Below are 12704 nucleotides of genomic sequence, written 5' to 3'. Positions count from 1 at the left end.
GGCACCGCCGCGCTGTCCCTGGGTCTCTGCCTCTGTGCAGGTCAGCTCATTGCGACCCCGCCGGCCAGCGCCGCAACCCCCGTAGTGACGGCCGCTCAGGCGGCCAGGGTGAAGTACACCCCGACGGTCCGCGTCTCGGTCAGTAGCCGCACGCTCAGCTACGGCCAGAAGGTGCGGATCACCGCCCGCTACTTGAACCCGAAGTCGGGCGCCCCGCTGCACTTCGGCATCGTTCAGCTCCAGAAGTACAGCAGCGGCAAGTGGCGCACCCAGTCGGCCGCCAAGGTCGGCTCCTCGGGCTACGTCAACCTGTACGCGAAGCCGACCAGCTACACGGTTTACCGTGCGGTTTACCTGTCCAACGGCTACTACAACTGGAAGACCACCAGCGCCCTCAAGATCAGCGTCCGGGCGTCGGGCGCGAAGGTGCTGGCCGAGGCCAGGTCGCACACCGGCGCGCTGTACAAGTTCGCCGCGGCGGGGCCGAAGCGGTTCGACTGCTCCGGCTTCACCATGTACGTCTACAAGAAGGCGGCCGGCAAGAGCCTGCCGCACAAGGCGAACTCGCAGCAGCACTACGGCCGGGCCGTCAGCAAGGGCGCGAAGCAGATCGGTGACCTGATCATCTTCCGCTCCGGCTCGTACGGTTACCACGCCGGCATCTACGCCGGCGCCGGCTACATGTACGACTCGCCGCACACCGGTGCGCGGGTCGGCAAGCACAAGATCTACGGCAGCAACTACGTCGTACGCCGTCTGGTCTGAGGCAAGCAGTAAGAAAGGGGCGCCCCGCGGTTCGCGAGGCGCCCCTTCTGGCTTTCGCGGGGATCAGACGACGACCGAGACCAGGCGTCCGGGCACAACAATGACCTTTTTGGGCGTACGCCCCGACAGCGCCTCGGCGGCGGCAGTGAGCGCCGCGTCCCGCACCTCCGCCTCGCCGGCCTCCGGCGAGACCTCGATCCGCGCCCGGACCTTGCCGTTGACCTGCACCGGATAGGTGATCGACTCGGCCTTCAGCTGGGCCGGGTCGGCGACCGGGAAGTCCGCGTAGGTCAGGGTGCCGTCGTGGCCCAGTTTGGCCCACAGCTCCTCGGCCAGGTGCGGCGCGAACGGCGACACCATCAGCACCAGCGGCTCGACCGCCTCGCGCGAGACCACCGGCAGCGGGGTCAGCGTGTTGGTCAGCTCGATCAGCTTGGCGATGGCCGTGTTGAACCGCAGCTCGTCCAGGTCCTCGCGGACGCCGGCGATCGTGCGGTGCAGGTGCTTGCGGACGGACGGCTCCAGCGGCTCGTCGGTGACCCGGACCTCGCCGTTGTCCTCGTCGATCACCAGGCGCCAGACCCGCTGCAGGAAGCGCTGCGAGCCGACCACGGCCCGGGTCTCCCAGGGGCGGGAGACGTCCAGCGGGCCCATCGCCATCTCGTACACCCGGAACGTGTCGGCGCCGTACTGCTCGCACATCTCGTCGGGGGTCACGACGTTCTTCAGCGACTTGCCCATCTTGCCGTACTCGCGGAACACCTCCTGAGAGGAGTAGAAGTACTTGCCGTCGCGCTCGACGACCTCCTCGGCGGGCACGATGACGCCCCGCGCGTCCCGGAACGCGTACGCCTGGATGTAGCCCTGGTTGAACAGCCGGCGGAACGGCTCGAACGACGAGACGTGGCCCAGGTCGTACAGCACCTTGTGCCAGAAGCGGGCGTACAGCAGGTGCAGCACGGCGTGCTCGACGCCGCCGACGTACAGGTCGACACCGCCGGAGTCGCCGTCGCGGGCCGGGCCCATCCAGTACGCCTCGTTGTCCGGGTCGACCAGCGCCTTGTCGTTGCGCGGATCCAGGTAGCGCAGCTCGTACCAGCAGGAGCCGGCCCACTGCGGCATCGTGTTGGTCTCCCGGGTGTACGACTTCAGCCCGTCGCCCAGGTCCAGCTCGACGTTTACCCAGTCCTTCTTGCGGGACAGCGGCGTCTCCGGCTCGCTGTTCGCGTCGTCCGGGTCGAAGGTGCGCGGCGAGAAGTCGTCGACGTCGGGCAGCACGACCGGCAGCATCGAGTCGGGCAGCGCGATCGGCAGGCCCGTCTCGTCGTACACGATCGGGAAAGGCTCTCCCCAGTAGCGCTGCCGGCTGAACAGCCAGTCGCGCAGCCGGTAGGTGGTCGCGCCCTTGCCGTGCCCGTGCTGCTCCAGCCAGGCGATCATCGCCGCCTTGGCCTCGACGACTCCCTTCCCGTCCAGCCAGTCGCTGTTGATCGCGGGTCCCTCGCCGACAAAGGCACCTTCAAAACCTTCAGGAGCTTTCACCGTACGGATGATGGGCAGCTCGAAGATCTCGGCGAACTCCCAGTCCCGCTCGTCCTGCCCGGGCACGGCCATGATCGCGCCGGTGCCGTAGCCGGCCAGCACGTAGTCGGCGATGAAGACCGGGATCCTCGCCTGATTTACCGGATTTGTCGCATAAGCACCGGTAAACACGCCCGTCTTTTCCTTGGACTCGGTCCGCTCCTCGTCCGTCTTCTCGGCGGCCTTCGCCCGATACGCGGCGATCGCCTCACCGGGCGTGGCCGCACCCGCGGTCCACTTCCGATTTGTCCCATCGGGCCACTCGGCCGGGGCGATCTTGTTGACCAGCTCGTGCTCGGGGGCCAGCACCATGTACGTCGCACCGAACAGGGTGTCCGGCCGTGTCGTGAATACAGTGATTTTGTCGTCGCCGACCGGGAAGTCGACGTGCGCACCCCGCGACCGGCCGATCCAGTTGCGCTGCATCAGCTTGACCGGCTCCGGCCAGTCCAGCGTGTCCAGGTCCTCGATCAGGCGGTCGCCGTACGCGGTGATCCGCATCATCCACTGCCGCAGGCTGCGCTGGAACACCGGGAAGTTGCCGCGCTCGCTGCGACCGTCCGGCGTTACCTCCTCGTTGGCCAGCACGGTGCCCAGGCCCGGGCACCAGTTGACCGGGGCCTCGCTGATGTAGGCCAGGCGGTGGTCGTCGACCAGCTTGCGCCGCTCGACGGCGGTCATCGACGCCCACGGCGTGCCCGGCGTCGGCCGGGTGCCCGCCTCGAACTCGGCGATCAGCGCGGAGATCGGGCGGGCCTTACGGATCTTCTCGTCGTACCAGGAGTTGAAGACCTGCAGGAAGATCCACTGCGTCCACCGGTAGTACTCGGGGTCGGTGGTCGCGAACGTCCGGCGATCGTCGTAGGCCAGGCCCAGCCGCCGCAGCTGGCCCTTGTACCGCTCGACGTTCGCGGCCGTGGTGACCGCCGGGTGGGTGCCGGTCTGCACCGCGTACTGCTCGGCCGGCAGGCCGAAGGCGTCGAAGCCCATCGGGTGCAGGACGTTGAAGCCCGCCATCCGCTTGTAGCGGGTGTAGCTGTCGGTGCCGATGTACCCGAGCGGGTGACCCACGTGCAGGCCCGCGCCCGAGGGGTACGGGAACATGTCCTGGACGTGCAGCTTGGGCGCGCCGGCCCGGGGATGCGCCGGATCGGCCAGATCGCCGGCCGGGTTGGGCGCGTTGAACGTCCCGTGCTCGGCCCACCAGGCCTGCCAGCGCGGCTCGATCTCGTTGGCCAGCGCGGCCGTGTAACGGAACCGCGGGGTCTCTGACTCGCTCATGGTCGGCATCTCAATCAGTCGATGGGCACAAAAAAGCCCCTCGCTCAGGAGGGGATCGCCGTGCTGTGCCCGTCTAACGGCGGCGGCAGCACGGCCGGCTAAGAAGCAGGAACGGCCGGGCCATGCGTGCATGATACCGGTCGCCGCCCGAGAGCGGCGACCGGTATAGCCGTGCGTCAGGCTGCCGGTCCGTAGACCGCCAGTTCGGTGGAGTCCAGGAACACGCAGCTGAAGTCCGCCGGGGGCTGGCCCGCCGGGCAGAGGCCCGCGTCCTGACCCTGCGTGGTCAGCATCGTGTACCGGATGTAGCCGACACCGGTGCCGGTGCCGGCGGCCAGCGCGACCGGGGTCGCGGTGACCGTGCCCCGCGGGAAGGTGCCGGCCGCGGCCAGGGTCCAGGTCGTGCCGTCGGGCGAGGTCTCCACCCGGTAGCCACCGGTCGACACGGTCGCGGGGTCACCGCAGGTTGCCGACGGGTTGATCACCAGCTGGCTGATGTTCACCACCCCCGACAGCTTCAGCACTATCGTCTGCCCGTTGGCGGCCACGTCCGAGCCCCAGCCGGAGCTCTGCGACTGGTCGATCAGGAACGCCGGTCCGCACTGCGGGCTGTAGTCGGGGCCGGTGAAGCTGACCACCGAGCCGCCGCCGCTGGAGGCCGCCCAGTCCTGGCGGACCGCCCAGTTCTTGACGACCGTGTGCGACGGAATCGACAGCGTCGCCGTCTGCAGGTCATACCCGGCGCCACGCGCGAACACCTTCGCGTACGTGCCCGGAAGGATGCCCGAGATCGTGTAGCTGCCGTCCGCGGCCGTGGTCGCCTGCAGGTCGCCGGCGAAGCCGGAGGCGTGCCCGCCGAAGCCGACGGAGAGGCCGGCCACCGCCGCGCCGGTGTCCTGGTCGGTGACCTTGCCGGTCAGCGTGCCCCGCGGGGTGTTGGCGGCCGGCGGCATCGAGAAGTCCTCGACCGGCTGCGCGTCGTCGCCGTCCACGGCGGCGGCGAAGTAGCCCATGCCGCGGTTGGCGAACACCTTCCAGATGGTCTTCTGCAGCTTGCCGCCGTTGACCACCGTGTCGGCCGCGAGGATCGAGTTGCGCATGTCCAGGAAGGACGGGTTGGCCGGGGAGAGCTCCATGGCCCGGGTCACCAGCGACTCGGCCTTGGTGCTGCCGATCACCTTGCGCAGGTCCCACAGGGTCTGGGCCCAGATCTCGCCGTCCGCGTGCACCTCGGCGCCGCGCGCCGAGATCCGGCCGTAGTCACCGTAGGTGTAACCGCCGGGGCCGGCCGCCGCGGTGCCCTTGCAGACCGTGGCGGGCGCGCCCACGGTGCAGTCGAGCGGTTCGCTGCGGATCGTGCCGCCGCCGTCGACGTACTTGCCGACCATGATGTCGCCGATGGTCGCGGTGTCCTTCTCGAGGCCCTGGTCGACCAGGTAGTCCAGCCCGTACCAGTCGCCCCACGCCTCGCCCATGGCGCCGGCCTGGATGTCACCGAGCGTCGAGTTGCCGTTGGCGTCCACCACGAGACGGTTGGACAGGCCGTGGGTGTACTCGTGGAACACGACGGCGGAGTCGTCGCCGGAGTTGCCGGCGATGAACCGGGCATCCGGCAGGAACAGGTACATCTGCATGACCGGCGGGATGCCGTCCGGCATCGTGTTCATGTTGGCGTTGTCGACGTGGTCGCCGTCGGGCAGGCCGGCGGCGGTATTGGCGCCGTCGTCCGACTGACCCTGCACGGCGTCGTCGTCGACCGCCTCGAAGTTGCCGGCGGCGCGGGTGAAGCCGATCGGCTTGGCCTGCAGATGGTCGTGCCACGTGCCCAGGAAGTAGTACATCTGGACCGCGTTCTGCGCCCGGTTGGTCTGCCACGAGAACGGCGTCTTCGGGTCCCACGAGCACTTGAACGCGGCCGAGCACCGGCCACCGACCGTCGAGCTGAAGTCGACGAACGGGTACTGGAAGCTGCGCTTGCCGGACGGCGCGACCTCCTCCGTCGGGTTCGCCGTGTTGTCGTCGTTGACGTCCGAGTAGACGTGGGCGACGTTGCCGGCCAGCCGCGGGGAGTTGTTCGGCAGCCACTTGGTCAGGCTGACCGTCTGCTGCGTACCACCCTTGGGGGCGCCCGGGTAGTTGTAGAACACGTCGGCCGAGTCTGCGTCGATCGTGTTCTGCCGGTACAGGATCTCGCCGGTGGCCGCGTCGACGATGTGCACGTAGCCCTGGTCGACCGCGATCGTCTCCCAGGCCAGGCGCGGACCGCCGGCGGACTGGAAGTAGACCAGCTTGGCGTTGCCGCCGTCACTGAACGTGGTCTTCTCGGTCGCTCCGGCCTCGGTCTTGGTGACCCGCGCGGCCGAGGTGCCGAAGACGTCCTTGACCGCCTCGTCGCGCGCGCCGGCCGCGGACACCCTGGGAGCGGCGGCCGCGGCGGGAAGAGCCTTGAGCGGCGAGCCGTCGAACTGGATGATCCGCCCGTTCTTGGCGATGTGGGCCTTGAGGCCGTTGCCGAAGACCGGGACGCCGCCGACGGACTGGACGAAGCTGAGGTGGTGCGTGCCCTCGACGTCGACGTAGTCCTGGCGGAGGGTGAGGCCCGCGATGGCGGCCGCGTTCAGGCCGAACACGTCGGAGTGGGCGGAAAGGTAGTCGAGCGCGATCTTGCTGGGCTTCTGCTTGCTCGGGCCGGTCAGGAAGCCGTCGAGCCGGGCGACCCGGCGCGGTGTGCCGGTCGCGGCGTCGACGTCGACGATGCCCTGCACGCCGAGCGAGTCACGCAGCTTGTTGACGGCGGACGGCGACGCGTCCGGCACGATGGCGCGACGCAGGGCGGCGGTCGGTTGCGCGGCCGCGGCGGCGCCCAGGGTGTCACGGCTGTCGTAATCGGCTCGGCGCTGCTGATTGCGGTCGGTAAGGATCTTCTTTTGGTCCGGTTTCTGATCCGGTGCGGCTTGCGCGGTGGCCGGCAGCAGTCCCGCCAGCAACACCACGCCGGCTGCCGCCGCCCCCACCCGCCGGGTCACGGTCGGTACGGATAACGGTCTCAATTCAGCCCCTCTCGGCCGGGCTCGGTGCAGCCCAGCCCGGGGGAAGCGCCCGTGCCGGCCGCACCCCACTTGTGTGGCCCGTCGATCGCTGACTCTGTCCGAAGATCGGAAAATATAACTAGACCGATGTCCGATTCTTTACCTATCCGATACCGGCGCCCGGTTGACGGTCGTCGAATCGCGCCGCGGGCTGGGGTCGGCGGTTTGGTGTGATCGGGCTAACCTGTGGGGACGGGCGGTAAGCCGCCCCTTTTCGCGGCGCCGTTGCGGCGGGAACTACTTGGAGGAAGCCCCGTGACAACCCCGACCTGGGACGAGCCCGGTGGACCGATGACCGGCGAGGACTTCCGCAAGGCCACGCAGGCCATCATGTCGAACATCGAGCAGGTCATCGAGGGCAAGAGCGCCACGGTGCGTCTCGCGCTGGCCGTGCTGCTCGCGGAGGGTCACCTCCTGATCGAGGACGTGCCGGGAGTCGGCAAGACCAAGCTGGCCAAGGCACTGGCGAGGTCGATCGACTGTTCCGTGCGGCGCATCCAGTTCACTCCTGACCTGCTGCCGAGCGACGTGACCGGCGTCAGCGTCTACAACCAGGAGACCCGGGACTTCGAGTTCAAGCCCGGCGCCGTCTTCGCCAACCTGGTGGTCGGCGACGAGATCAACCGCGCCTCGCCGAAAACACAGTCCGCCCTGCTCGAGAGCATGGAGGAGCGGCAGGTCACGGTCGACGGCACGACCTATGAGCTGCAGGCGCCGTTCATGGTGATCGCGACGCAGAACCCGATCGAGATGGAAGGCACCTACCCGCTGCCCGAGGCGCAGCGCGACCGGTTCACCGCCCGCATCGCGATGGGCTACCCCGACCCCCGGGCCGAGCTGGCCATGCTCGGCGGCCACGGTGCACACGACCCGCTGAACGACCTGCGCCCGGTCGCCGACGCGGCCCTGGTCCGCCGGCTGATCGCCACGGTCCGCGACGTGCACGCCGCCGACGCCGTCCAGCAGTACGCGATCGCCCTGGTCACCGCGACCCGCGAGGCTCCCGAGCTCCGCCTGGGCGCGTCCCCGCGATGCACTCTGCAGCTGGTGCGCACGGCCAAGGCGGTCGCCGCGCTCGAGGGCCGCGACTACGTGCTCCCCGACGACCTGCAGGCGCTGGCCGTGCCGGTCCTCGCGCACCGCATCATCCCGACCGCGGACGCCCAGCTCAACCGCCGTACCACCGACGCCATCGTGGCCGAGATCGTGCATCGGCTGCCGCTCCCGCACGAGCGCAGCCGCTCGCCGTACGACACCCGGCCAAACGCCGGCGGCGCGCAGTACGAGCCCCGGGGGCTCTGATCATGCGGGAGGCCTTGCGGGGACTCACCACGCGCGGCCGGTCCTTCCTGGCCGCGGCCGCCGCGGCCGGCATCTCGGCGATCGTCCTGGGCGAGCGTGACCTGCTGCGGGTGGCGGTGCTGCTCGCGGCGCTGCCTCTGCTCGCCGCCGCGTACGTCGGGCGCAGCCGGTACAAGCTGGCCTGCACCCGGTCCCTCGAGCCCGGCCGCGCCCCGGTCGGCTCCAGCGCGCGGGTCATCCTGCGCCTGCAGAACATGTCCCGCCTGCCCACAGGCACCCTGCTGCTGGAGGACAAGCTTCCGTACGCCCTGGGCAGCCGCCCCCGCGTCGTGCTGGAGCGCCTCGGCGCCCACCAGGCCAGCTCGGTGGCGTACACGGTTCGTGCCGACGTCCGCGGCCGCTACCCGATCGGCCCGCTGGTGATCCGGCTGACCGACCCGTTCGGCCTGTGCGAGCTGACCCGCTCCTTCCCCAGCATCGACCGGCTCACCGTCATCCCGCAGGTGTTCCCGCTGCCCACGGTCCGCCTCGGCGGCGAGTACGCGGGCACCGGCGACAGCCGCGCCCGGTCGGTTGCCGTGCACGGCGAGGACGACGCCGCCACCCGCGAGTACCGCCGCGGCGACGACCTGCGCCGGGTGCACTGGCGCTCGACGGCCCGCACCGGCGAGCTGATGGTGCGCCGCGAGGAGCAGCCCTGGGAGAGCCGGGCCACCGTGGTGCTCGACACGCGCGTCCTGGCCCACCGCGGCGAGGGCCCGACCGCGAGCTTCGAGTGGGCCGTCTCGGCCACCGCGAGCGTCGCCATGCACCTTCGCCAGCTCGGCTACAAGCTTCGGATGGTCACCGGCTCGGGCGTCGACATCGACGCGTACGAGGGTGGCGAAGCGCTGATCCTCGACACGCTGGCCGACGTCAAGCTCGCCCAGAACGGCGACATCGCCCTCCTCGTCGAGCAGGTACGGCGCCGTTCCGACGGTGGTCTCGTGGTCGGCATCTTCGGCACGCTCACCGTCGCCGAGGCCGAGCTGCTGGCCGGCCTGCGCAGCAACGGCGCCACCTGCATCGGCTTCGCCATCGACAGCTCGACCTGGGTCTCGATGACGCCCGGCGAGCGGCAGGAGTCCGACCGGGAGCACGCCGCCGCCGCGCTCGCCCTGGTGCACGCCGGCTGGCGGTCGGTGCCGGTCACCCACGGCGCGACGCTGCCCAACCTGTGGCCGGCCGCCGCGCGCGGCTCGAACGGTTTCGCCTGGCGGGCCGCGATGGCCGAGACGGTGGGCGGGGTGATCCGATGACCGGCCGGCGACGCCTCGGCCTTGTCGCGGCCGGCGCCACGCTGCTCGCGGCCGCGCCGATCTCGTCGATCTTCGAAACGTGGGGCTGGCTGATGCGCTGCATCCTGGCGGTCGGCCTGATCGCCGGGGCGGCTCTGCTGGCCCGCACGCTGCGGTTCCCGGTCTGGGCACAGGCGCTCAGCATGGTCATGGTGCTGCTGCTGACGCTGACCTGGATGTTCCCCAGCGGCCACGAGATCCTCATCCCGCAGCCGGCCACGTTCGGCCACTTCGCCGACCTGTTCACCCAGGCCGGGCAGGACACCCGGCAGTACGGCGTGCCCGTACCCGACCGCGACGGCCTGCTGTTCATCACGGTGCTCGGCATCGGCTCGGTGGCCATCGCGGTCGACCTGCTGACGGTGGTCGCGCGCCGCCCGGCCCTCGCGGGCCTGCCGATGCTGGCGATCTACTCGGTGCCGGTCGCGATCTATGTGGACAGTGTCCCGGTCCTGCCGTTCATCATCGGCTCGGTCGGATTCCTCTGGCTCCTGGTCTCGGACAACATCGATCGCGTACGCCGTTTCGGCCGCCGGTTCACCGGGGACGGCCGGGACGTCGACGTGTGGGAGCCGTCGCCGCTGGCCGCCGCGGGCCGGCGCCTGGGCGTGGTGGGCGTGGCTTCGGCCGTACTGCTGCCGCTGCTCATGCCGACCGTGACCGGCGGGCTGCTCTCGCAGATCACGCAGAGCGGCAGCGGGATCGGCACCGGCGGGGCGGGAACCGGCACGGGCGGGCGGATCAGCCTGTTCGCGGCGCTCAACGGCAACCTGACCGAGGGCGAGACCGTCCCGGTCATCAAGCTGACCACGAACGAGCAGTACCCGTTCTACCTCCGCTTCGGCGTGGCCGACCAGCTCACCAACCTCGGTTTCGGCAACCGCAACCCGGCCGGCAACTCGGTCAACCGCGGCATTCCCGACCCGCGCGGCGGCACGGCCGGCGGCCAGTTCGAGCAGTACCACGCGCAGATCGAGGTCAGCGACAACCTCAAGCAGAACATGCTGCCGATCTACTCGAACACGATCAAGACGAGCGACCTGGGCGGCGGCTGGTCCTACGACCCCAACCAGCAGGTCATCTTCTCCAACCGGCAGACGTCCAAGGGAAAGAAGTACAACTTCGACTACGTGCGCGCGACGTACACCGAAGCCGAGCTGCGCACCGCCGAACCGCTGACCAAGGACGACCCGCTGCGCACGCAGTTCACCAACACACCACACGACGATTACGTCGACACGCTGGTGGCCGGCCTGGTCAAGGGCAAGACGACCGAGTACGACAAGATCCGCGCGCTGTACGACTACTTCTCCAAGGAGCGCGGCTTCAGCTACAGCCTGTCGACCCAGCCGGCCGGCTCCAGCTCCGACATCGCCGCGTTCCTGAGGAACAAGGTCGGCTACTGCCAGCAGTACGCGGCGGCGCTGGCCTGGATGGCCCGGGTGGCCGGGATTCCGGCCCGGGTCGCGTTCGGCTTCACCAAGGGCAACCAGCAGGGCGACTCGTGGATCATCACGAACCGCAACGCGCACGCCTGGACCGAGGTGTACCTGAAGGGCTTCGGCTGGATCCCGTTCGACGCGACCCCCGCGGCGAGCGTGGCCGGCTCGACCCGCACGGACTGGGCGCCGAACGTGGACGCGCCGGCTCCGAGCGCGTCGACGTCGGCGGGCGCCGCCCTTCCGGGAGCCAGCTCCTCGGCCGCCGCCGGTAACCCCGACGCGGCCGACCGCGGACCCGACGGCCCCGGCCTGGCCGGCAACGTCGACATCGGCTCGCAACCCATCTCGTACACGGCCCTCTGGATCGCCGCCGGCCTGGCGCTGCTGATCGTCCTGCTGCTGATACCGGCGGTGCGCCGCCTGATGGTCCGCCGGCGCCGGCACGCCGCGACCGTACCCAAGGCGCCGAAGGTCCTGGCGGCCCCCCGCGTGAGCCTGGGGGGCGAGCACGACATCGTGGTCACCCCCGAGGCGGTGCGGGCTCGCCACGACGCCCACGCCGCCTGGGACGAGCTCCTCGACACGATGATCGACTTCCGCATCCCCGTCGACCCGACCGAGACACCACGGGTGACGGCCCAGCGCCTGATCACCGACGCGGTCCTGCTGGAGGAGCCCGCCACGGCGGCAACCCTGCTGGGCACCGCCGAGGAGCGAGCGCGGTATGCCCGCAAGCCGTTGCAGGGCGCCGAGCTGACGGTCGCGCTTCATCGCGTACGCCGGGGATTGGCTCGCTCGGCCACGAGACGCACCCGCTTCGTGGCCGCCGTGTTCCCGCCCTCGGTCCTGCTCCGCTGGCGTCTGGGCCTGGCCGAGTTCTCCACTCGTGCGGCCGCCGCTTCGAGCCGCCTGCGCGACTCCACGGCCCGCTTCAGCCCCCGCCGCCTGCTGGCCAACCGAGGCCGCTGACGCGCAGCGGACGCCGCCTCTCGCGGCGTCCGCTGCCCCGGTCAGCGATTGCCGGAGAACGACGCGAGCCAGGCCTCGCCCACGTTGTCGAACGGCTCCTGCCTGCCCGCGACCATCGCGAGAAGCTCGTCCGCGGTAGCCCGGGCCCGAGCGATCTCGTCCGCCGGGTACCCGTAAAGCACCTGGTGCTCCTCGAACTCGTCCTCGTCGAGCAGGCGCACCGAGCCGTCCCGAAGCCGCACCACATCGAGATCGAGGTCAACGGCCTCGACCCGATCAGGATGCCGGACCGGCTCGCTGGTCACGTCGACGTAGATCGCCGTCTCGCTCTCCCCCGGCCCGTACCAGGCAGCGATCCATCGCCCGGCGGCCGGCACGAGAACGACAAAGTCATCCACCGCGACGATCGGCTCCTCGAACCCGCGCCGCAGCTCAGTCCCCGCCCGGCACCCCAGCCACAACCCGAACCGATCACTCCCCAGCTCTTCGGCGGACCACCGCCAATGCCGCTTACCGCCCCATTTCGTATACCGCACGCTGATCGCCACGCCGACCCCCGAAAATGTCATAGGCGGCGTCTAGTGTCTCCCGCGTGACCATGGTTATGGAGTTCGCCCGCTTCACCGTCCGCGACGGCGCCGAGGCCCAGTTGCTCGCCGACCGCCCCGCCATGCTGGCAGCGCTGCGCGCCCACTTCCCGGCTTGTCAGGCCGCCTACCTGACCCGCGAAGACGACGGCACCTGGGTCGACGTCCTGCTGTGGCGCACCCGCCCCGAGGCCGAGGCGGCCGCCCGCCAAATCAACACCATCCCCGAGTGCGCCGCCTGGCTAGCCCTGATAGCCGAGGCCGGCGGCCTACGCCACGCCGAAGTCCTGGACGCCTGGCCGACCCCCTGACCACCCACCCCAAGCCGCCCGCCCGCGCCCGCCGACAGCC

The 12704-nt window shown here is 70.3% G+C and carries 8 protein-coding genes; 5 read left to right on the top strand and 3 right to left on the bottom strand.

What is annotated here, in order from left to right; all coding sequences use genetic code 11:
• Positions 1 to 108 precede the first annotated feature (108 nt).
• On the top strand, positions 109 to 765 hold the full coding sequence (locus tag A3CQ_RS57655) for a C40 family peptidase (protein ID WP_020513370.1): 657 nt from the start codon (positions 109 to 111) through the stop codon (positions 763 to 765).
• Positions 766 to 828: 63 nt separating this feature from the next.
• Here A3CQ_RS57655 and leuS read toward each other — a convergent pair whose 3' ends face one another.
• Together leuS and A3CQ_RS0123300 are read right to left on the bottom strand one after the other, a co-directional pair.
• A complete protein-coding gene (leuS, locus tag A3CQ_RS0123305) occupies positions 829 to 3636 on the bottom strand; it encodes a leucine--tRNA ligase (protein WP_020513369.1) in 2808 nt (935 codons plus the stop codon).
• Between the two features lie 167 nt (positions 3637 to 3803).
• On the bottom strand, positions 3804 to 6653 hold the full coding sequence (locus tag A3CQ_RS0123300) for a M36 family metallopeptidase (RefSeq protein ID WP_026206079.1): 2850 nt from the start codon (positions 6651 to 6653) through the stop codon (positions 3804 to 3806).
• A 318-nt stretch (positions 6654 to 6971) separates the two neighbouring features.
• On the opposite strand from A3CQ_RS0123300, the gene A3CQ_RS0123295 reads away from it, so the two are divergent.
• Genes A3CQ_RS0123295 through A3CQ_RS0123285 form a run of 3 tightly spaced genes read left to right on the top strand, consistent with a single transcriptional unit; the run spans position 6972 to position 11766 of the window.
• Entirely contained in the window at positions 6972 to 8018 is a 1047-nt protein-coding gene (locus A3CQ_RS0123295; protein WP_026206078.1) for an AAA family ATPase, read from the top strand.
• Positions 8019 to 8020: 2 nt separating this feature from the next.
• Entirely contained in the window at positions 8021 to 9316 is a 1296-nt protein-coding gene (locus A3CQ_RS0123290; protein ID WP_026206077.1) for a DUF58 domain-containing protein, read from the top strand.
• Positions 9313 to 11766: a transglutaminase TgpA family protein gene (locus A3CQ_RS0123285; RefSeq protein ID WP_026206076.1), complete on the top strand. Its 2454-nt coding sequence runs from the start codon at positions 9313 to 9315 to the stop codon at positions 11764 to 11766. Before A3CQ_RS0123290 ends, A3CQ_RS0123285 begins: the two co-directional genes overlap by 4 nt.
• A 41-nt stretch (positions 11767 to 11807) precedes the next feature.
• On the opposite strand, the gene A3CQ_RS0123280 is transcribed toward A3CQ_RS0123285, so the two are convergent.
• Complete coding sequence (locus A3CQ_RS0123280; protein WP_020513364.1) at positions 11808 to 12335, bottom strand: DUF402 domain-containing protein; 528 nt, start codon at positions 12333 to 12335, stop codon at positions 11808 to 11810.
• Between the two features lie 23 nt (positions 12336 to 12358).
• Here A3CQ_RS0123280 and A3CQ_RS53740 point away from each other — a divergent pair, with 23 nt between their 5' ends.
• Positions 12359 to 12664, top strand: a complete 306-nt coding sequence (locus A3CQ_RS53740) for an antibiotic biosynthesis monooxygenase (RefSeq protein WP_157296251.1) — start codon at positions 12359 to 12361, stop codon at positions 12662 to 12664.
• Positions 12665 to 12704: the final 40 nt, after the last annotated feature.

Source organism: Paractinoplanes globisporus DSM 43857 (genome assembly GCF_000379645.1).
In the GTDB taxonomy this organism is placed as follows: domain Bacteria; phylum Actinomycetota; class Actinomycetes; order Mycobacteriales; family Micromonosporaceae; genus Actinoplanes; species Actinoplanes globisporus.
Note: the sequence above shows the minus strand (reverse complement) of the source record. Positions and strands in the feature narration are given on the sequence as shown.

Bases quoted from the DNA above. Each gene is read 5' to 3' on its own strand.
- leuS (WP_020513369.1), bottom strand. From the start codon at position 3,636: ATGCCGACCATGAGCGAGTCAGAGACCCCGCGGTTCCGTTACACGGCC.
- A3CQ_RS0123290 (WP_026206077.1), top strand. From the start codon at position 8,021: ATGCGGGAGGCCTTGCGGGGACTCACCACGCGCGGCCGGTCCTTCCTG.
- A3CQ_RS0123285 (WP_026206076.1), top strand. From the start codon at position 9,313: ATGACCGGCCGGCGACGCCTCGGCCTTGTCGCGGCCGGCGCCACGCTG.
- A3CQ_RS0123280 (WP_020513364.1), bottom strand. From the start codon at position 12,335: ATGACATTTTCGGGGGTCGGCGTGGCGATCAGCGTGCGGTATACGAAA.